We start from the raw sequence: 20,259 nt of genomic DNA on the forward strand, positions 1-20,259 counted from the left end.
GCCGTGCCCACAGGATTTTGATGTCAGTGGGACCGGCTTTAGCCGGGAAGGCGTCAGATGGCACACCACATAATTGATGTCGACTGAGCTGGCCTATTCCCGGCTAAAGCCGGTCCCACATTAGTCCGCGCCGTCCAGGCTGGAGCTGCCGTCTGAACTTGAACAGGTAGGCGCGTGGGGCTTATCTGGCACGCCGCCGACAGGCTTTTGATGTCAGTGGGACCAGCTTTAGCCGGGAAGGCGTTAGATGGCACACCACATGATTGACGGCGCCTGAACTGGCCTATTCTCGGCTAAAGCCGGTCCTACCAGGGCGTCATAGGCCATTCCTAAGGTTCCAGGTCGAGTCGATCGACTTACCCAAACCGATAGATGTCCATCCCCAGCGCACCCATGGTGAAGCTCTGGTGCTCAATGCTGAATTTTCCACCCGCCGCCCGAGCGAAATACAGCGGCAGAAGGTGTTCATCGGTCGGGTGGTTGCGCGCGGCGTGGGGCGCCTGGTTTCGGTAATCGTGCAGCGCTTCCAGATCATCGGCCGCCAGCTTTTCTACCATCCAGTCACGGAACGCCAGGGCCCACGGCGTGATGCTTTCAGGTCCCGCCTGCCAGTCCAGCTCTCGCAGGTTATGGGTGATGCTGCCAGAACCGATCAGCAGAACGTTTTCCTCGCGCAGTCCATTCAGCGCCTGCCCGACCTTCGTCTGCAGGGCGGGGCCCCCGCGCGTAGGCAGCGAGACCTGCACAATGGGAATGTCCGCCTGCGGGTACATCAACGACAAGGGCACCCAGACGCCATGGTCAAATGGCCGTTGAGTGTTCATGCGCGCTGGCAGGTCAGCCTCTGCCAGCAGTTCCAGCACGCGATGCGTCAGCTCTGGCATGCCGGGCGCCGGGTACTGCACGGCGAAAAGTGCGGATGGGAAGCCGCCGAAGTCATGCCAGGTCTCCGGCTGGGGATTGCCGTTGACCAGCAGTTCATTGCTTTCCCAGTGCGCCGAGACCATAACGATGGCTTTGGGGCGCGGCAGGGTGGCGGCCAAACGCGCAAGCGCGGGCCCGCTCTCACCCGGTTCGAGGGCAAGCATGGGCGAGCCGTGGGAAATGAACAGGCTAGGCAGCATTTGCAGTGTCCTGAGCGTATAAGGTGAGTGGCATGATCGGGCAGTACATCCATCTAAATCTAATATAAGTTTTCGTCCGTTTTGATCGGGATATCAGGAGTGTCTATGGAGCCGCGTTTTTGGCATGAGCGCTGGGCGATCAATCAGATCGGTTTCAATCAGGCGTCTGTGAATTCGCACCTCTTGCGCCTGTGGCCAGAGCTCACCGCCATGCCTGGGGAGCGCGTGCTGGTGCCGTTGTGCGGCAAAAGCATCGACATGGTCTGGCTGCTCAACCAGGGCTTTCACGTGGTAGGCGCAGAATTGTCTGAGATAGCGGTGGCGGGATTCTTCAGCGAGAACGGCTTGCAGCCGACGGTCGAGGAGCGTGGCGCGCTCAAGGTTTATCGTGTGGAGGGCTGCGAGATCTGGTGCGGTGACTTCTTTGCCCTGAATCCCGAAGACGTGGGCGACTGTACCGCATTCTACGACCGAGCCGCCCTGATTGCGCTGCCGCCGGACCTGCGCTGGCGTTACGTCAAACAGCTCAATCACTTGCTGTCGAAAGATGCCTGCGGCTTGTTGGTGACGCTGGATTACGATCAGTCGCTGATTGCCGGCCCGCCGTTCTCAGTGGATGAGGATGAGGTGCTGCAGTTGTTGTCCCCCGATTGGCGGGTCAAGCGCGTCGCGGATCTGGATGTGCTGGAGCAGGGCGTGAAGTTCAAGCAGGCGGGCGCGACATCCCTGATGGAATATGCTTATCGTCTGTATCGGCGATAAGGAAGGGGCAGGCTGGAGAATGGGCTCCAGTGCTGGAAAATCCAGCGGATGTGGATACGTCTTCGTGAGCAAGCTCACTCTCATCAAACAAAAAATAAGTCTCTGATTTCGTTACACAATTCAAGAAGCCTTTACCAAGTCCAGCCCCAGTTTCCGGGCCTTGCGCAGCAAGGCCCGGTACTGCTTTTCCTTGCTCCTTTCTTCAAACGCTTCGACCCCCTGCTCAACATAGGGCTGCCCCTTGGTCAGCATGGCGTAGATCAAGCGTGCAAGTTGGTGAGCCGTGGCCTTGATGGCGCAACTGGTATCCATCCGCGCCAGTCGGGCCCTGTGGCTGGCGCCGATAAAGCTTTTGTCATTTCGCGCGTTGGACGCCGCCTGCTTGAGCGCCTGGGCCGCGTTGTTGAGGATTTTCTGACTTTTACCCGACAGTGGGCGACCGCCTGAAATCCGTGTCGGTGGCGCCACGCCCAGCCAGGAACAGAAATGCTCCATCGTAGGAAATCGGGACAAATCCGGCCCAATTTCGCCGGCAATGATTAGAGCCGTATCGACGCCGATGGTCGGTATGGCGGTGAGATCGACGCCCATGACGCGCCAAATTGACTGATGCAGAGCCGCCTGATCTGCTGCGCAGCGGTGGGGGCTACGCAGGATTTTTCGTGAGGGTTGCGGGGCCTCCTCGCGCTCGGGCAGCTGACTCAGCGCGCCCATAATGGCCTTGTCGCAAGCGCCAATCTGCTGCTCAAAGAAGTCATAGCATTGCACTTCCTGTTCGAGCGCATGCAGGTGCTCCAGACGCCGATTACCGTGGAGGCTGCGGGCTACAGTCTCTTTGCTGGCCTTGATCCGCCGATCAGTCAGGTCGGCCAGAACAGACGGATCGCGCTCGCCGGCAATGATTGCACGAAGGATTTTCATGCCGGTCACGCCCGAAATATCGCTGATGACGTTGGCGAGCTGGATGTTCATCTGGCTCAGCGCTTTTTGCATACGGTTCAATGTTTGGGACTGACTGCGAACTTTACTGGCTCGTTGGCGAATGAGTGCCCGCATGGAACAGATCGCATCGTCAGGGCGAAAAGCTCCGCGCAGCAGGCCATGGCTCATCAGTTGCCATATCCACTGGCAATCGAGGACATCGGATTTACGACCGGAAATCTGCCGCGTTGCGCGTGAGTTGACCAGATAGACCTTGAAGCCTCGCGCATCAAGAAGCTCAAACAGTGGAATCCAGTAGACGCCAGTGGCTTCCATGGCCACGACCTCGATCTTCAGACCTTCAAGCCAGTCGGCCAACTTGATGAGGTCGTCGGTGAAGGTGGAGAAGCTGCGTACCGGTTGCTCGTGGTCACGATCAACGGCGACCCAATGCTCGCGGCTGCCAATATCGATACCGGCACAATGCGGATGGACCAGTTCAAAACGCTGCCTGGATTGCTTGCGCGCCATGCTATTTCCTCGCAGGATGATGGGCGCGCGGGGCACACGGTGGCGAAAGGGTTCACTCTCTCATACGTGGTCACGGCTAGCCGTGCCGACAAGGACTCCACGCCGATACCGTGCGGGCCACTCTCCCACGCGGGTGCTGTCACACCAATGTGAGTACCGGCCTCTGTCCCGCGCACCTGAATCCTAGCAAAGCAAAAAGCGGCTGCCCCTGACGGGGCAGCCGCTCTTCGCTTTCCAAGGTATTAGCATCACCACAGGAGAGGAGTCGTGCACCCTGTTTGCTGCGTGACAGCGCGGCGCGTAGCGGCGGGACGGCTCCCACAGACCGCCTATGCGCACAAAATCTGCCACAGGCAAAAGAAAAGGGCGACTTCACGTAGCCCTTTCTCGTCCAGCTGTCACGGAATCAACCGCGACGGCGAAGCGCCTCGATGCGTTCTTCCAGCGGCGGGTGGCTCATGAACAGCCCGGCTAGGCCGTGCTTCAAGCCACCGTTGATGCCGAATGCCGTCATGCTCTCAGGCATTTGCACCGGAACGCCCTGTTCCGAACGCAGACGCTGCAGCGCGCTGATCATCGCGCCCGTACCGGCCAGGCGGGCACCGGCGTCGTCTGCGCGGTATTCACGCTTGCGCGAGAACCACATGACGATGGCGCTGGCGAGGAAGCCCAGCACGATTTCAGCGAAGATGGTCGCGATATAGAACGCAATGCCACGGCCTTCTTCGTTCTTGAAGATCACCTTGTCGACGAAGTTGCCGATGATCCGCGCGAAGAACATGACGAAGGTGTTGACCACGCCCTGGACCAGCGCCAGCGTCACCATGTCGCCGTTGGCCACGTGACCGATCTCGTGAGCCAGCACCGCCTTCACTTCATCGGGCGAAAAACGCTCCAGCAGGCCCTGACTGACCGCGACCAAGGCGTCGTTCTTGTTCCAGCCGGTGGCGAAGGCGTTGGCTTCGTAGGCGGGGAAAATACCCACTTCCGGCATCTTGATGCCCGCATCGCGGGACAGTTGTTCCACGGTCTGCAGCAGCCATTGCTCATGGCGGGTGCGGGGTTGGGTAATGATTTCGGTGCCCGTGCTCATCTTCGCCATCCATTTGGAGATGAACAGAGAGAACAGCGAACCGGCAAAACCGAACACGGCGCAGAAGATCAGCAGCTGATTGAGGTTCAGATCAACCCCGTTGGCCGCCATGAACCCGTTGAAGCCAAAAAGGCTCAGGGTGATGCTGGCAATCAGCACGACCGCAAGGTTAGTGGCCAAAAACAGCAAAATGCGCATCATGGTTAAGAGTGTCTCCTCGGGAAGAATATGTAACGTACTGCGGGGGTATATAAGGTGATGTCGGGGCGTATTCAACCGGGCGATCATTTCAAACTGTGTCGTTTGGTGTCGCCTCGGCGATGAGTGTCATCGGCGAGGGAGTGAGGCCAGGGCAATTGCGCTCAAATCGGCAGGAGTCGGCTTACGGGCGGGCACCCGCAAGTCGGCTCCTGCAGCAAGCAGCGTTACTGCTTATAGGTCTTCAGGAAATTGCCGATCCGGCCAATGGCTTGTTCCAGATCATCCACACGCGGCAGCGTCACCACGCGGAAGTGGTCCGGCCACGGCCAGTTGAACGCCGTGCCCTGAACGATCAACAGCTTTTCCGACAGCAGCAGGTCCAGCGCGAACTTCTCGTCGTTGTGGATCGGGCAGACCTTCGGGTCGATGCGCGGGAAGGCGTACAGCGCACCCATCGGCTTCACGCAGCTGACACCCGGAATGTCGTTGAGCAGTTCCCAGGTCCGGTTGCGTTGTTCCAGCAGACGGCCCGGCGGCAGGATCAGGTCATTGATGCTCTGATAGCCGCCCAGCGCGGTCTGGATCGCGTGCTGACTCGGCACGTTGGCACACAGGCGCATGTTCGCCAGAATGTCGATGCCTTCTATGTAGCTTTGCGCGTTGTGCTTGGGCCCCGAAATCGCGATCCAGCCGGAGCGGAAACCCGCCACGCGGTAGGACTTCGACAGCCCGTTGAAAGTCAGGCACAGCAGGTCCGGTGCCAGCGAGGCGGTGCAAATGTGCACGGCGTCGTCGTAGAGGATTTTGTCGTAGATTTCGTCGGAGAAGACCACCAGATTGTGCTGACGGGCAATCTCCAGCATCCCCAGCAACACTTCACGGGAATAGACGGCGCCGGTCGGGTTGTTTGGGTTAATGATCACCATGGCTTTGGTGTTTGGCGTGATCTTGGCCTTCATGTCCTCCAGATCAGGCCACCAGTTGGCCTGCTCGTCGCACAAGTAATGCACCGGGTTGCCGCCCGACAACGCCACGGCGGCGGTCCACAGCGGGTAGTCCGGCGCAGGCACCAGCACTTCATCGCCGTTGTTGAGCAGGGCCTGCATCGACATCACAATCAGTTCGGAGACGCCGTTGCCCAGATAGATGTCTTCGATGCCGACACCTTCGACCTGCTTCTGCTGGTAGTACTGCATCACCGCCTTGCGCGCGCTGAACAGGCCTTTTGAATCGCTGTAGCCCTGGGCCATGGGCAGGTTGCGGATGACGTCCTGCAGAATTTCGTCCGGCGCCTCGAAACCAAACGGCGCCGGGTTACCGATGTTCAGCTTGAGGATGCGATGGCCTTCCTCTTCCAGGCGCTTGGCGTGCTTGAGCACCGGCCCGCGAATGTCGTAGCAGACGTTGGCGAGCTTGTTCGATTTGCTGAACTGCATGGTGATTGGTCCCGAAAAGAGACGGCCCGCTGTGTGAAGATGCGCAGACCGCTGAGCATGACGCCATCAAAATGGATTTGTACGCGAGAAACGCGGGTGACAGACTGGCGTCCAACGAAGGCGCAATCATACGTGCCACCCGATCCGTGGAAAAGACGCAGATCGGGCTTTTTCATTTACGGAGGTCTACCCGTGGCTAAGCTGGATAAAACCCTTGAAGAATGGAAAGCGATGCTCGATCCGGAGCAGTACAACGTCTGCCGGCTGAAGGGCACCGAGCGTCCATTCAGCGGTAAATACAACGAGACCAAGACTGACGGCGTTTACCACTGCATCTGCTGCAACGAGCCGTTGTTCGATTCAAAAACCAAGTTCGATTCGGGCTGCGGCTGGCCGAGCTTCTACGCGCCGCTGGAAGGCAGCGCCGTGGTCGAAGTGCGCGATGTCAGTCACGGCATGATCCGCACTGAAGTGGTCTGCAGTAAATGCGATGCTCACCTCGGCCACGTGTTCCCGGACGGCCCGGCGCCCACCGGTCTGCGCTACTGCATCAACTCCGTGTGCCTGGATTTGGTGCCGCGCAGCGCCTGATGCACGCCTATCACCGGCAACAATGGGATAGCGCGCCAGGCAATGGCGCGCTAGCTTGGCTGTTTACCACTTTCGAGGCATCGCCATGAGCGACGAGCTGCTGAACATTCCGGTGCAAACGATCAAGGGCGAACAAAAGACCCTCGCTGATTTCGGCGGCAAGGCGGTATTGGTGGTGAACACTGCCAGCAAGTGCGGTTTCACGCCGCAGTACAAGGGTCTTGAGGAATTGTGGCAGGGCTACAAGGATCGCGGGCTGGTGGTGCTGGGCTTTCCATGCAACCAGTTCGGCAAACAGGAGCCCGGCAACGAAGGGGCGATTTCCGACTTTTGCGAGCTGAACTACGGGGTAACCTTCCCGCTGTTCAAGAAGATCGACGTCAACGGCAGCCAGGCCCACCCGCTGTTCGTGCAGCTCAAGAAGCGCGCGCCGGGCTTGCTGGGTTCGGAAGGCATCAAGTGGAATTTCACCAAGTTCCTGGTAGGTCGCGACGGCAAGCTGGTCAAGCGCTACGCCCCATTGACCAAGCCGGAAGACATCAAGGCGGACATCGACGCGCTGTTGAAAGAACAGGCGGCCGGTTGATCTAAGCCTTTTACTGGGGCTGTGCCACGGGGATCCACTGATCCAGCAACGCCATCAATTCCTCGCGACGAAACGGCTTGGCCAGGTAGTCGCTCATGCCCGCGGCCTTGCAGTGTTCGCGCTCTTCGGGCATCGCGTTGGCCGTCAGCGCGATGATCGGCAGGTCCGACCAACGTCCGTTTTTCCGAATGCAACGGGTGGCGTCATAGCCGTTCATCACGGGCATGTTGCAGTCCATCAGCACCAGATCGAAGTGGTCCTGCTCAAGCTGTTGCAGCGCTTCGGCGCCGTTGCTGCTGACGATGACCTCGCAACCGAGCTTACCCAGCATGCCCTTGGCTACCAGCTGATTAACCGGGTTGTCCTCCACCAGCAGAATACGCGCCCGATGGGTGGGTGAGGGGGCGCTCTGTTCGTGGCTGCTGCCCGTCTGACCGTCGGCGTCCAGAATGCGAGCCAGGCTCTGATGCAGCACGTTGCGCGGTAACGGCCGCGCCTGCTGCTGCAACGGTGCCAGGGCCGCGACTTGCTCGCCGGGCATGAAATTGCCGTACGCCGTCACCAGCAACACCGGCACCGTGCACGCCTCGCGGATGGCCACCAGGCATTGCGGGCAATCGGTGATGAGCAAGTCCGCATCGCAGTCGGGTGGTGCGTCTTCCTCAAGGTGCTGGCAGGTAACGCCCCATTCCGGCAGCACTCGGCTTAACATTTCCAGTAATCCGCTGCCCGTATCGCTGGCCACCAGCACTTTGCCTTTCAGCAGCGGCCATTGCAGCGCTGGCGTGTGTGCCGGCAGCGGCAGGTCCACGCGGAAACGGCTGCCGACGCCGAGGGTGGACTCGATACTCAATTGCCCGTTCATGGCATCGGTCAGGTTGTGGGTCAGGGTCAGGCCCAGACCGGTGCCACCATACTGCCGGGTGATCGCGGCTTCGGCCTGGGTGAATGGCTGGAAGATTTTCGCCTGAGCGTCCTGCGCGATACCGATGCCGGTGTCGCACACCTCAATACGCATGTGGTCTCCATGTTGACCCAGGCGCACATCCACGCGCCCGGCCCGGGTGAACTTGAGGGCGTTCGAGAGCAGGTTGCTGACGATCTGGCGCACTCGGGTCGGGTCACCCAGCACGGACGCCGGGAAACGCGGGTCGATCAGGCAGGTCAGCTCGACATTCGGCGCCGCGTTCTGCGACAGCAGGCTGGCGGTGTCTTCGATCAAGGCCGCCAGATCGAACGGAATGCGCTCAAGCTCCACCTGACCGGCATCAAATTTCGACAGGTCGAGAATGTCGTTGAGCAGTTCGACCAACACCTTGCCCGAGTCGTGGGCAATGGACAGCTGCTGGCGCTGTTCTGCACTCAGCGGGCCATCGAGGGACAGGGCCAGCATGCCCAACAAGCCATTGAGGGGCGTGCGTATTTCATGGCTCATGTGGGCCAGAAAGGCCGAGCGCGCGTGGGCCATGTCCAGCGCCGTGCTGCGCGCGATCTGCAGTTCTTCGTTGGACTGGCTGAGCCGGGCGTTGCTGGCTTCAAGCTGGTTGGTCCGCGCGGAGACGATGTCTTCCAGTTCGTTGAGGTGGTCGGTGAGCCGGTTTTCCGCTTCCCGCCGCCGCGCGAACTCACTGGCCACGCTCTCGAACTGCCTATTCGTGACCGCCACCAGCACGCCGATTTCGTCATGCTCATGGCCGCGCGGGCAGGGCAGCGGGGGTTGAACGGGGCTGCGCGGATCCCGTTCCGAGAGCGCACGGATCATGCCCGTCAGCGGTTTGGTCAGGGTGAAGTAAAACAGCGCCAGCAACAGACCGGCCAGCACCAGGCTGCGCACGAAACCATTGATCAGTGTGATCCCGGCGCGCTGCAGAAAATGGCTGCCGAACGCGAAGGTGTCGACGTCCAGGTGCAAGATGCCGATGGACTCATTGGGGATGTGGTCGAGGTGCAGCACGTCTTCGAACTGCCGGCTGCCGCCGAACAGGAAATCACTGACCATCCGGTAGGCGCTGTTCGCCAACGGTCGCGACACGGCAGCGAGCTGAACGTTGTTGTTATCGGTCAGGCGCGCGCCGACCACGGCCGGGGAGTGCAGCAGGCCCAGGGTCAGCTCTTGCGCCAGTTCTGCGTCGAGGTTGTAGGCAATGCGCGAGGCGGGGTTGTGACTGATTTGCAGCAAGGAGCGAATTTCACGATCGATGGACGCGTCTTCGCTGGCATAATCGAGCGCAATTTGAAACAGACTGAGCAGCGTGCCCAATACAAAGCCGATCAGCACAGTCAGACGGGCCTGTTTGAATGACAGCCTGTGGGTGATCGCTATATCCATAAAGGCATTGTCACTTCTCGTGTCCGTCGCGTGGCAAGCATAGCTGATCGCGACCGGGCGTTAACCCGTTAAATCAAGGAGAAACCGTGGATTCTCGATTGAACGCATTTCTGGAGCGCGCCGAGTCGGTGCTGGCCCGTCTCGAACCTCTGCTGCCCGCCGTGCGACAGCCCATGGACTGGGAGACAACGCTGGCGGCGCGCTGGGTGCGCGAAGGCCGTGTCGGTTACCTGATGCCGCTCGAGGTCACCCTGGACATGCGCCTGTCCGACCTCATCGGCGTTGACCGCCAGCGTGAGCAGTTGGGCCGCAACACGCAACAGTTCATCGACGGGCTGCCCGCCAACCACGCGTTGCTCTGGGGTTCCCGTGGCACGGGCAAATCGTCACTGGTCCGGGCGTTGCTGGCCGAGCACGCCAAAGCCGGCCTGCGCCTGATCGAGATCGAGCGGGATCATCTGGGGGATCTGCCGCGTGTGGTCGAGCAGCTGCAGAAATTGCCGCAGCGCTTTGTATTGTTCTGCGATGACCTGTCGTTCGAATCCGGCGAAGGCGACTACCGGGTGCTGAAGAGCGTGCTCGACGGCTCGCTGGAACAGGCGCCGGACAACGTCCTGCTGTACGCCACGTCCAATCGCCGCCACCTGGTGCCGGAAAAGGAGAGCGACAATGCTCACTGGCAGCGCGGTGACGACGGCGAGATTCACCCGAGTGAAGCCGTGGAGGACAAGATCGCGTTGTCGGACCGCTTTGGTCTCTGGCTGTCGTTCTATCCCTTCACCCAGGAGCATTTCCTGGATGTGGTGGAGCACTGGATCGGCGAGCTGGCGGCCAAGGCCGGCTTGCAATGGCAGCGTGATGAAGCCCTTGAGATTCACGCCGTGCGCTGGGCGACCGGCCGCGGCAACCGCAACGGTCGTTGCGCGTATCAGTTCGCCCGCTACTGGGTTGGTTTGAAAATGCTGGAGCAAGACGCATGATCGATTTGAATTCCGCAGGGGAGGGCCTTGATGGCTACCGCCTGCTGGCTGCACAACTGGAATCCCTGCTGGCCGACGAGCGCGACTTCATCGCCAACGCGGCGCAGTTTTCGGCCTTCCTTTATAGCCAGCTCGAGGACCTGAACTGGGCAGGCTTCTACCTCAATCGCAACGAAGAGCTGGTGCTGGGTCCGTTCCAGGGCCAGATCGCCTGCGTGCGCATTCCGTTCGGCAAGGGTGTCTGCGGCACGGCGGCACAAAGCCGCGAAACCCAGCGCGTGCACGATGTCCATGAGTTTCCCGGACACATCGCCTGCGACAGTGCTTCCAATAGCGAGGTGGTAGTGCCTTTGATAAAGGACGGAAAGCTGGTTGGCGTTCTGGACCTGGACAGCCCGAGTGTCGGGCGCTTCAGCGAGGAGGATCAAGCGGGGATTGAAAGGCTGGCGGCGATCTTCTTGAAATCGACTGATTGCTGAGATAAAGCCCTGACGCACCGCGCGGTGCGTCAGGTTTAAGCCATCAGTCGTAGATGGCTTTCTTTTTCCATTCGGCGTCGGCGTCCACGACTCTCAAGCCTTCGGTCAGCTCGTTATTGTCGTCTTCAGTCGGTGCGATGGTGTCCAGCACCATGGAGTTGGCCTTGGCCAGTTGCCGCTCCATCGCCTGCAGGTGGGCTTTCCACGGTGCGGGTTCAGGCTGGTTTTTCAGGTATTGAACGCCGCGCTCGAAGGCCAGACGGGCCTGGCCGGGCTGTTCCTGACTCATCGCGTGCTGGCCGAGGTTGTTGAAGAATTCGATGTGCAGCAGCACCAGCAAGTTACGGATCTCGCGAATCCAGTGTTTGGCTTCAGCGGTTTGCAGGAAACCATCGTGGGCCGCCCGCGTGACCTGGCCATGCATGGCTTCCAGGAGAAAGCGCACGTCCTTGGCCTTGGCTTCGGTCTGAATCGGGCTGGCCGGGTTGCTGACCGTGATCGCGTCACCCTGGGCCACCAGTGCTTCCAGCTCAGCCTGGCGTTCCTGAAGGTTCGGGTTGTTCCTCTTTTCCAGCGCCAGCAGACGCTTCACCACGTTCAGCTCAAGGCGAACCAGCAGCAGCTTGAGCGCCGGTGTCATCAACTGACCGGGGAAGGTTTCGGACAGCTCGCTGCAGCGACGCAGCCGGTCATTGAGCTCGACAAGACCTCGCGCACGCTCGACCTTTTTGCCCTCTGCGACATGATTCAAGTAGCCGACGGCTATGAGGAGCACGATGCCTGCTACGACGAACAGGGTGATAATGAGTGGTGTCACCGCACAAGCCTCAGTCAAGTAATTTGCGCGAGTGTAGTGGCTATCCACTATCGCGGGAAGGTGGTCCTGTCACTTCGCCAGATTTAGGCCATGGCGGCTGACACCTGTGTATCGGCCGCACATTGCCTTAATAGAGGGCGAAGTCATTGATTTGAATATATTTTCACTGAGGGGTTGACGACCCCTATATCCATCCATAGAATGCGCGCCACTTGCAGCGTAAAGCACACAGCAGAGCGTAGCAGGCAGTGAATGTTGTAGCGTGTCCCCTTCGTCTAGTGGCCTAGGACACCGCCCTTTCACGGCGGTAACAGGGGTTCGAGTCCCCTAGGGGACGCCATTGCGGGAATAGCTCAGTTGGTAGAGCACGACCTTGCCAAGGTCGGGGTCGCGAGTTCGAGTCTCGTTTCCCGCTCCATTTTTAAGCAGCTTTGCCTTCGGGCGAAGTTGAGTGAAACCAGGAAGCATCTTCGGATGTGTTTCTGGAACTGGAACACAACACCATGGTGTTTCCAGGCTGTGTCCCCTTCGTCTAGTGGCCTAGGACACCGCCCTTTCACGGCGGTAACAGGGGTTCGAGTCCCCTAGGGGACGCCATTTGCGGGAATAGCTCAGTTGGTAGAGCACGACCTTGCCAAGGTCGGGGTCGCGAGTTCGAGTCTCGTTTCCCGCTCCAAATTCTCAAAAACGCCGCTCAACAGAGCGGCGTTTTTGTGTGTGTTCGATTTATAACGAACTCCCGCTGCTGGTGAGTCTCATCCTGCGCATTCCGCATATTTCCATATAACCATATTGAATTTATTTAATATAACGTTCGATGCTATGGTTCTGATGCCTGATGCTGCTTGAACCAGCGCAGGCCCAAGAATCGGCTACCGCACAGGCGGACCGGCGCTCATTTCATGATCCCGGTTCCGATGGAGCCTCCCCGGAGATTGCCTGTGTCGATCAAATCCTTTCTGCTGCGTCCTGTGTTGTTCCTTCTTTTATTCAGCGGCTCCCTCACCGCGGTGCATGCCGCAGAACTGGTCGTGGGCGACCAAAGCTATGGCGCCCGGACCGTCATGGAAGCCGCCGGCGTTCTCGACGATTTGCCTTACACGCTGGAGTGGAAGCAGTTCACTGCCGGCTCGCCTGTGGCGGAAGCGCTCAACGCAGGCAGCCTCGACGTCGGGCTGCTGGGTGATGCCCCCGTACTGTTTCTCGGCGCATTGGGGGCGCCGATCAAGGTGATTGGGGTTTCCCGGCAGAATCTGGCGGGTGTGGCGATCGTGGTCGGCAAGGATTCGCCCATCAAAACGGTGGCGGACCTTAAAGGCAAGCGGGTGGCGATCTGGAAGGGTTCGTGGAGCCAGCAACTGATGCTGACCGCGCTGGACAAGGCCGGCATCGCGCGGGATGCGGTGGAATATCGATATTTGAGTGCGCTGGATGCTTCTCACGCCCTGGACGGCGGCTCGGTCGACGCCATCGCGACGTGGGATCCCTACGTGATTCAACAGGAACGGCAGGGCGGGCGGGTGATCACCACTGCGCAGAACCTGATTCCGGCGCAGAGCTTTGTTGTTGCCAATGACCGCTCGATCAAAGACAAGCGCCCAGAGATCACTGACTTTCTCCAACGCCTGCAGAAGGCTCGGGCCTGGTCGGTCGCCAACAAGCAAAACACTGACACGTACGCCAACGCCTGGGCCGTCCTTTCCAAGGCCGATCCTGCAGTGGCGCGCGGCTGGTTCGAGCGTTCGGCGACGGTGGTGCTGCCGATTTCGCCCCAGGTCATCACCCAGGCGCAGCAGACCATCGACTTTTTCAACGCCGCCGGGCTGACGAAATCCTATCCTGCTGGCACTGTATTCGACGACTCCTTTGCCTCGGCGCTCGAAGCCGGGGCTAACGCGTTGGCACAAACGGCGCGTTGACCGATCACGGCAGTCATCGCACAGGCCCACCTGCTGGAGCATTCACCCATGAGTTTCACCTCGTTGCATTGGGGCGCTTACCGTCCGCGCGTTGTTGACGGACGTCTGCAGGCCATGGACCCGGTAGAGTGGGACGCGGACCCTTCGCCGATCGGTTTATCTATCCCCGGCGCCATCGACTCTGCCACGCGTATCCGTCGGCCGGCGGTGCGCCGCAGTTTTCTCGAGCGCTTCAACGATCATCCGGCCCTACGCGACCCGCACCTGCGCGGCAACGAAGCCTTCGTCGAGGTGCCGTGGGACGTTGCGCTGGATCTGGTCGCCACTGAGTTGTCGCGGGTGAAGGGCGAGCACGGCAATAAGGCTATTTTCGGCGGCAGCTATGGCTGGGGCAGCGCGGGGCGTTTTCATCACGCGCAGAGTCAGCTGCACCGTTTCCTCAACAGTTATGGAGGCTACGTGTACAGCGTCGACAGTTACAGCCTCGGCGCCGGTCGGGTGTTGATGCCGCACATCGTCGGCAATATGGACTGGCTGCTGGCGGCCCATACGTCTTGGCGAAATCTGGCGGAGCATTGCGAGCTGTTCGTCGCGTTCGGCGGCTTGCCGTTGAAGAACGCCCAGTGCAGTCCCGGCGGCGCCAGCGATCATCTGGTCAGCAACGGCATTCGCAGGATGTCGGATGCTGGCGTGCAGTTCGTCAATGTCAGCCCGCTGCGTGATGATTTAACCGGACCGGAACGCAATGAATGGCTCGCCGTCCGGCCCGGCAGCGACACTGCGCTGATGATGGCGCTGTGCTGGGTGCTGGTGGACGAAGGGCTGCACAACACGGGTTTTCTGCGTCGCTACACGACAGGGCATGAGCGCTTCATCGAATATCTGATCGGCGCCGTGGAGGGTGTGGCGAAGACGCCGGAGTGGGCTGCGGCCCTGACTGGTATTCCGGCCCACCGGATTGTCAGCCTCGCGCGGGAAATGGCCGGCAAGCGCACGATGATCAACGTCGCCTATTCGCTGCAGCGGGCGCAGTTTGGTGAGCAACCGTTTTGGATGACCGTGACCCTGGCGGCAATGCTCGGGCAGATCGGTCTGCCCGGCGGCGGCTTCGGTCTGGGTTATGGCTGCATGAACAACACCGGCAGCGGGCGCAAGGCGTTTTCCGGGCCGCGCTTTTCCCAAGGCGTGAACCCGGTCAAGGATTTCATTCCGGTGGCGCGGGTCACCGACATGCTGCTCAATCCTGGCGAGGCTTTCAATTACAACGGCAAGCGGTATCACTATCCGCACATTCGGCTGGTGTACTGGGCTGGCGGTAACATCTTCCATCATCACCAGGACATCAATCGACTGCTGCACGCCTGGCAGCGTCCGGAAACCATCATCGTTCACGAGCAATTCTGGACCGCTCAGGCCAAGCACGCCGATATCGTACTGCCGGCCACTACCGCACTGGAGCGGGATGACATCGGCAGCGCGGCGTCGGACCGCTACATGATCGCCATGCACAAGGCGATCGAGCCAGTGGGGGAGGCGCGGGACGATTATGCGATCTTCGCCGAGCTGTCCCGTCGGCTCGACTGCATGCAGGTGTTTACCGAGGGCCGTGACGCCGGGCAATGGCTGCGCTTGTTGTATGAAGAGTCGCGACCACGGGCCGGAAGCTTCGCCATTGAGCTGCCCGATTTTGAGGAATTCTGGCGCGAAGGTGTCTTTGAGGTGGATTACCCGCCAGACGATACGGTGCTGCTCAAGGCGTTTCGTGAGGACCCGCAGGGGAATCCGCTACAGACGCCGTCGGGCAAGATCGAGATTTTCAGTGAGACGATCGCAGGCTTTGGTTACGCCGATTGTCCCGGCCATCCCGTCTGGCTGGACAAGCCCGCCCAGCCGCTGCCCCTGCATTTGTTGTCGAATCAGCCGAAGACGCGCCTGCACAGCCAATACGACCACGGGGATTACAGCCAGGCTTCGAAAATTCAGGGACGGGAGCCGTTGACAATCAACCGGCAGGACGCCTTGGCGCGCGGGATTGCCGAAGGGGAGGTGGTCAGGGTGTTCAATGATCGAGGTGCGTTTCTGGCGGGGGTGATGGTGTCAGACAACATTCGTCAGGGCGTGGTGCAGATCGCCACCGGCGCCTGGTTTGATCCGCTGGCGAAGGGGCAGGCGAACAGCCTGGAGAAGCATGGCAATCCGAACGTGCTGACTGAAGATGTCGGCGCGTCGAGTCTGTCCCAGGGCTGTTCGGCGCAGACGGTCACGGTTGAAGTCGAGAAGTGGCACGGCGAAGTGCCCCCTATCACCGCGTTCGATCCGCCAGAGATGCTGGCTTGATCGGCAAACTGAAGCATGACGCGCATTGTAGGACCGGCTTTAGCCGGGAAGACGTCGGACATGACGCCGCAAGATTGAGGGTGTTGCAACTGGCCTCTTCCCGGCTGAAGCCGGTCCTACTAACACCGCGTGCACCCGTAGGACTGGCTTTAGCCGGGAAGACGTCAGGCGTCACGCTGCAAGATTTGGGGTGTTCAAACTGGCCTCTTCCCGGCTGAAGCCGGTCCTACTGGGGGGGTGCGGCGCTACTTACTGCCTGACTGCTCGCCCGGTAAACACGGCCTTGCCCACCCCCTGTAACACCACGTCATTCTGCGGCGTATGGACACGGCCGCAGACGACGTTGCGGTAATGGCGTTGCAGCGGGTTGCTGCGGGACAGGCCGGGGTTGCCGGTGGCTTCGATGGCCAGCTCTACCGCGCGAATGGCGTTGCTGGTCACCAGGTATTTGATCTGGGACGCATGGCCCGCCGACGTCAGCCCATGGGTCGCTGACTCCAGCAGCGTGCGATTGGCGAACAGCAGCGTGTCGATGTGGCCGAGCACTTCCTGAAAGCGCGGCAGTGTCGACAGCGAGGCGCCCAGGTTGGACGGCGTGCGCTGCTCCAGAAAACCGACCAGCCAGTCCCGCGCCGACTGAGCAATGCCGTCATACACCGACGACAACAACACCGACATCCACAGCAACCCCGTCGCATCCAGCTCCGGCTGCGGTGAACTCGCCGGGCTGGTATTGACGGCATGGTCCAGCGGCACCAGCACGTCGTCGAAAATCACTTCGTGGCTGGACGTTGCGCGCATGCCCAGATGGTCCCAGTCCTCGACGATGCGCACGCCCGGGCTGTCCTTGCGCACCAGCCACACCCCGACCTGCGGATCGGCGTCATCGCTGCGCGCCCAGACGTTGAACCACGTCAGCCCGTGACTGCCCGTTGAATAAATTTTCCGTCCGCTGATCCGCCAGCCTTCCGCCGTCCTGCGCGCAATCGTCGCCGGCAGTCCGCCGCGAGAAGGTGAACCCAGGTCCGGCTCGACCCGCAGGGCATTGATCAGCGCGCCCTTATTGACTGCGTCCAACGCCACCTGGCGGTAGAGATGCTCCGGCCAGTTTTTCACCTCGCGAATGCGCGCGTGCTGGATGTACTGCATCACCAGAATCAGCGCGGTGGACGGCTCACCTTTCGCCACCGCGCTGATCACCTGTTGCGCCCGCTTGAGATCCGCATCGCCGCCCCCCAGCGCGCCTTCCACCGTCAGCCCAAGCAAACCGTGCTCGTGCAGCAAACGGAAGTTTTCGTGTGGGAATTCAGCCGTCTGGTCGTAGTGCTGCGCAGTCTCGGCCAGCCGCTCGGTTATCCCCTGCAAACGCGCAGCAAAGGCCGGTTCGGTCTCCGCAACTACAGGGGCGCCAGGCTGCCGATTCAACCCTGCGCTCATGCCGGGATCTGCGATTGTTCAGCGTCCGTGACCTTCGTCGCAGTGGCCAACCGCGCGGCCGTATGACGATTAACCGGAAACGCCAGGCCGAAATGCTCGCGCAGGGTCGAACCACTGTAATCAGTGCGTTGCAGGCCACGCTGCTGCAGGACTGGAATGACCAGCTCCGTGAAGGATTTCAGCCCATCAGGCAGCAGCGAATTGATGATGAAACCGTCGCTGGCGCCGTGCTCGAACCAGTGCTGAATCTGGTCGGCGACCTGTTCAGGTGTGCCGACAAATTCGCGGCGAGGGCGGGAGAAATCCAGCGCGACCTGGCGCAGGGTGAGGTTCTGCTCCCTGGCCTGCTGTTTGATGCGATCGGATCCGCCTTTCTGGCTGTTGGCGCCAAGATCGCCCAGGTCTGGAAACGGCGCATCCAGCGGGTATTGGCTGAAATCGTGATCGTTGAACGGTCGGCCCAGCGCGACGATGGCGTCCTCGATGCTCACCAGTTGCACGGCTTGTTGATACCGCTGCTCAACCTCGTCTGGGTCGCGACCCACGATCGGGCGAATCCCTGGCAAAATCGACAGGTCATCCGGGTCGCGGCCGAAACCGACAGCGCGGCGCTTGAGATCGGCGTAATACGCTTGGGCTTCTTCCAGGGACTCGGCGTGGACGAAAATGGCGTCGGAATATTCCGCAGCGAAGTTGCGCCCGTCCTCCGAGGTGCCCGCCTGAAACAGCACCGGCTGGCCCTGGCGGGAGCGGGCGATGTTCAGCGGACCTTTGACTTGGAAAAAGTCGCCCGCGTGGTTCAAGGGGTGCAGCTTGCTGCGGTCAAAGAACTCGCCGGTTTGCTTGTTGCGGGTGAAAGCGTCGTCCTCCCAGGAATCCCACAGCCCTTTGACCGCCGATACGTGTTCCCTGGCGATGCGATAGCGCACGGCGTGGGGCGGATGTTCGCTCTTGCTGAAGTTCTCGGCGGTGCCGCTGAGCCATGAGGTGACGACGTTCCAGCCGGCCCGGCCGCCGCTGATGTGGTCCAGCGAAGAGATCTGTCGGGCCACCTGGAAAGGTTCGGTGTAGCTGACGGTCACGGTCGCCACCAGCCCGATCTTCGATGTCGTCGCCGCCAGTGCCGAGAGAATGGTCAGCGGCTCGAACCGGTTGAGGTAATGCGGGCTGGATTTCTCGTGAATGTGCAGGCTGTCAGCGATGAACACGAAATCGAACTTCGCGGCCTCGGCCAACCGGGCCTGTCCCTTGTACCAGTCGAAGTTGGTGCTGGCATCAGCCTGCGCGTCCGGGTGGCGCCACTCGCCCCAGCCGTGGCCCACGCCGTGGACCATTGCACCGAATTTGAGTTGACGAGGCTTGCTCATGATCTGTGCTCCTGATTCGAGCGCTTAGCGCGCAGCTTGGGGATTGGTTGGGTCAGTGGCTTGATTGGCCGTGTGTTCGGCCGATTGCTCGGCGGCCAGGCGGATGGCGTTGAAGCCCGGGTCGAAGCCGCGGGAGACGTCGACGTGCTTGTTGAGGATGCCTTCGCGCTGATAGATGTCCGCAGTGTTCTGCAGCCCCTCGATGACGCCGTCATTGATGCTCACGCGTTCCATCTTCGTCTCTTGATTGACCGCCAGGTGCACGGCCAATGGCAGGCCGGTGACCTTGGTCTGGGCGGCGGCGTATTCGGCAGGGTGGGCGTTGGCCCAGCGATAGGCGCGGTCGAGCCGCACCACGAAGTCGTCCAGCTGCACGCGCTTGTCGGCGATGGCTGAGCGGGTCGCAGCCAGGTAGGAATGGTTGGTCAGCAAATCCGGTCCATTGGGCAGAATGCGCGCGCCGTTTTGCGTGGCGACGGTGGTGTAGGGCGCCCAGGTGGCCCAGGCGTCGGCGTCGCCGTTGTCGAGGATCAACCGGGATTCACTGGGCAACAGGTAGACGAAATTCACGTCGCTGGTCTTAAGCCCTGCTTCGTTCAGCGCGCGAATGGCCAGGTAGTGGCCGATGGAGCCACGACCGGTGACGATGCGCTTGCCCTTGAGGTCCGCCACCGACTTGATCGGCGAGTCGTTACGCACGATCAGCGCGGTGGTGTAGCGGCCATCGACGTGGGTGATGCTGATCACCTTTAATGCTGCGCCGGCGCCCAGCGCGAAGACATAGGGCGCGTCGCCCAGTGCCCCGACGTCCACGGCCCCCGCGTTTAGGGCTTCGCCCAATGGCGATGCCGAGGGGAATTCGGAAAACTTGATCTCGTAGGGCACATCCTTCAGCTCGCCGGACACCTCCAGCAGCACCTTCAGCGCGGACTTCTGGTTAGCGACGAGCAGCGGCTGGAGTTGCTCGGCGGCCTGTGTGGTTTGGCTGAATGAGAATGCGAGCAGTGCGCCGAGTATCACGTGTCGGACGCGGAGCAGGGGGGCGAAAGGGGCGGACATGATGCGTGTCTCCAGGCGTGGAAGTGGATTCTCGGCCTCCGCCTGGAGAAGGGGTCGGCAAGGGGATTGACCTTATGCCTATAAGAAACGGAATAGAAGTATCTTTTGGTTATATGCTAATTATGTATTTGCGTGATTATGTATTTTATTATCATCAAATAAATGCATAACCTTTTTTAAAGCTATTCAGTTCTCCGGGAGCGGTTACCCAGCAAGTGGCGGGCACACTCACTGGATCTTCAAAGGTTGAAACGCCGTCTTCGTGAGCGCGCTTACCCCCACAGAGGCTG

At 60.6% G+C, this 20,259-nt stretch carries 16 protein-coding genes and 4 tRNA genes; 11 read left to right on the plus strand and 9 right to left on the minus strand.

Annotated features, from left to right (window positions below; translation table 11 throughout):
* Positions 1 to 356: 356 nt before the first annotated feature.
* Entirely contained in the window at positions 357 to 1,124 is a 768-nt protein-coding gene (locus AC3ISG_RS07115) for a DODA-type extradiol aromatic ring-opening family dioxygenase (RefSeq protein WP_489298839.1), read from the minus strand.
* A 105-nt stretch (positions 1,125 to 1,229) separates the two neighbouring features.
* Between AC3ISG_RS07115 and AC3ISG_RS07120 the strand changes: the two genes are divergently transcribed.
* Positions 1,230 to 1,886: a thiopurine S-methyltransferase gene (locus tag AC3ISG_RS07120; protein WP_489298840.1), complete on the plus strand. Its 657-nt coding sequence runs from the start codon at positions 1,230 to 1,232 to the stop codon at positions 1,884 to 1,886.
* 120 nt (positions 1,887 to 2,006) lie between these two features.
* Here the strand turns inward: AC3ISG_RS07120 and AC3ISG_RS07125 are convergent, their stop codons facing one another.
* The 3 genes from AC3ISG_RS07125 to AC3ISG_RS07135 form a co-directional block, all read right to left on the minus strand.
* On the minus strand, positions 2,007 to 3,338 hold the full coding sequence (locus AC3ISG_RS07125; RefSeq protein ID WP_489298841.1) for an IS110 family RNA-guided transposase: 1,332 nt from the start codon (positions 3,336 to 3,338) through the stop codon (positions 2,007 to 2,009).
* Positions 3,339 to 3,744: 406 nt separating this feature from the next.
* Positions 3,745 to 4,632, minus strand: a complete 888-nt coding sequence (gene htpX / locus AC3ISG_RS07130) for a protease HtpX (protein WP_037011815.1) — start codon at positions 4,630 to 4,632, stop codon at positions 3,745 to 3,747.
* A 224-nt stretch (positions 4,633 to 4,856) separates the two neighbouring features.
* Entirely contained in the window at positions 4,857 to 6,068 is a 1,212-nt protein-coding gene (locus tag AC3ISG_RS07135) for a pyridoxal phosphate-dependent aminotransferase (protein WP_122535600.1), read from the minus strand.
* A 192-nt stretch (positions 6,069 to 6,260) separates the two neighbouring features.
* Between AC3ISG_RS07135 and msrB the strand changes: the two genes are divergently transcribed.
* On the plus strand, positions 6,261 to 6,659 hold the full coding sequence (gene msrB, locus AC3ISG_RS07140; protein ID WP_122535599.1) for a peptide-methionine (R)-S-oxide reductase MsrB: 399 nt from the start codon (positions 6,261 to 6,263) through the stop codon (positions 6,657 to 6,659).
* Positions 6,660 to 6,744: 85 nt separating this feature from the next.
* Positions 6,745 to 7,245 carry a glutathione peroxidase gene (locus AC3ISG_RS07145; protein WP_489298842.1) on the plus strand — a complete coding sequence of 167 codons (501 nt, stop codon included), beginning with the start codon at positions 6,745 to 6,747 and terminating at the stop codon, positions 7,243 to 7,245.
* A gap of 10 nt (positions 7,246 to 7,255) precedes the next feature.
* Here the strand turns inward: AC3ISG_RS07145 and AC3ISG_RS07150 are convergent, their stop codons facing one another.
* Positions 7,256 to 9,574: a hybrid sensor histidine kinase/response regulator gene (locus AC3ISG_RS07150; protein WP_489298843.1), complete on the minus strand. Its 2,319-nt coding sequence runs from the start codon at positions 9,572 to 9,574 to the stop codon at positions 7,256 to 7,258.
* 86 nt (positions 9,575 to 9,660) lie between these two features.
* Here AC3ISG_RS07150 and AC3ISG_RS07155 point away from each other — a divergent pair, with 86 nt between their 5' ends.
* Both AC3ISG_RS07155 and AC3ISG_RS07160 read left to right on the plus strand, forming a co-directional pair.
* Entirely contained in the window at positions 9,661 to 10,554 is an 894-nt protein-coding gene (locus AC3ISG_RS07155; RefSeq protein ID WP_122535596.1) for an ATP-binding protein, read from the plus strand.
* Positions 10,551 to 11,033 (plus strand): GAF domain-containing protein, encoded by a 483-nt coding sequence (locus AC3ISG_RS07160; RefSeq protein ID WP_489298844.1) that lies wholly within the window; start codon positions 10,551 to 10,553, stop codon positions 11,031 to 11,033. The genes AC3ISG_RS07155 and AC3ISG_RS07160 overlap by 4 nt, the downstream gene beginning before the upstream one ends.
* A 43-nt stretch (positions 11,034 to 11,076) precedes the next feature.
* Here the strand turns inward: AC3ISG_RS07160 and AC3ISG_RS07165 are convergent, their stop codons facing one another.
* A complete protein-coding gene (locus AC3ISG_RS07165) occupies positions 11,077 to 11,850 on the minus strand; it encodes a hypothetical protein (RefSeq protein ID WP_122535594.1) in 774 nt (257 codons plus the stop codon).
* A gap of 264 nt (positions 11,851 to 12,114) precedes the next feature.
* On the opposite strand from AC3ISG_RS07165, the gene AC3ISG_RS07170 reads away from it, so the two are divergent.
* The 6 genes from AC3ISG_RS07170 to AC3ISG_RS07195 all read left to right on the plus strand — a co-directional run bounded on the left by AC3ISG_RS07170 (position 12,115) and on the right by AC3ISG_RS07195 (position 16,106).
* Positions 12,115 to 12,190: transfer RNA gene (locus AC3ISG_RS07170), tRNA-Glu, on the plus strand.
* Positions 12,191 to 12,192: 2 nt separating this feature from the next.
* A tRNA-Gly gene (locus tag AC3ISG_RS07175) sits at positions 12,193 to 12,268 on the plus strand.
* Between the two features lie 103 nt (positions 12,269 to 12,371).
* Positions 12,372 to 12,447, plus strand: a tRNA-Glu gene (locus tag AC3ISG_RS07180).
* Positions 12,448 to 12,450: 3 nt separating this feature from the next.
* Positions 12,451 to 12,526 (plus strand) — tRNA-Gly (locus AC3ISG_RS07185).
* Positions 12,527 to 12,767: 241 nt separating this feature from the next.
* Positions 12,768 to 13,769, plus strand: a complete 1,002-nt coding sequence (locus AC3ISG_RS07190) for an ABC transporter substrate-binding protein (protein ID WP_489299465.1) — start codon at positions 12,768 to 12,770, stop codon at positions 13,767 to 13,769.
* Between the two features lie 48 nt (positions 13,770 to 13,817).
* Complete coding sequence (locus AC3ISG_RS07195) at positions 13,818 to 16,106, plus strand: molybdopterin guanine dinucleotide-containing S/N-oxide reductase (protein ID WP_489298845.1); 2,289 nt, start codon at positions 13,818 to 13,820, stop codon at positions 16,104 to 16,106.
* Positions 16,107 to 16,355: 249 nt separating this feature from the next.
* Here the strand turns inward: AC3ISG_RS07195 and AC3ISG_RS07200 are convergent, their stop codons facing one another.
* From AC3ISG_RS07200 to AC3ISG_RS07210, 3 genes are read right to left on the minus strand one after another with little or no spacing between them, the layout of a single operon-like run.
* Positions 16,356 to 17,543, minus strand: coding sequence for an acyl-CoA dehydrogenase family protein (locus tag AC3ISG_RS07200; RefSeq protein WP_489298846.1), 1,188 nt, complete (start codon positions 17,541 to 17,543; stop codon positions 16,356 to 16,358).
* Positions 17,540 to 18,910, minus strand: coding sequence for an LLM class flavin-dependent oxidoreductase (locus tag AC3ISG_RS07205; RefSeq protein ID WP_489298847.1), 1,371 nt, complete (start codon positions 18,908 to 18,910; stop codon positions 17,540 to 17,542). Before AC3ISG_RS07205 ends, AC3ISG_RS07200 begins: the two co-directional genes overlap by 4 nt.
* Positions 18,911 to 18,934: 24 nt before the next feature.
* Positions 18,935 to 19,969: an ABC transporter substrate-binding protein gene (locus AC3ISG_RS07210; protein ID WP_122535589.1), complete on the minus strand. Its 1,035-nt coding sequence runs from the start codon at positions 19,967 to 19,969 to the stop codon at positions 18,935 to 18,937.
* Between the last annotated feature and the right edge of the window lie 290 nt (positions 19,970 to 20,259).

It is taken from the genome of Pseudomonas sp. GL_135, assembly GCF_057834665.1.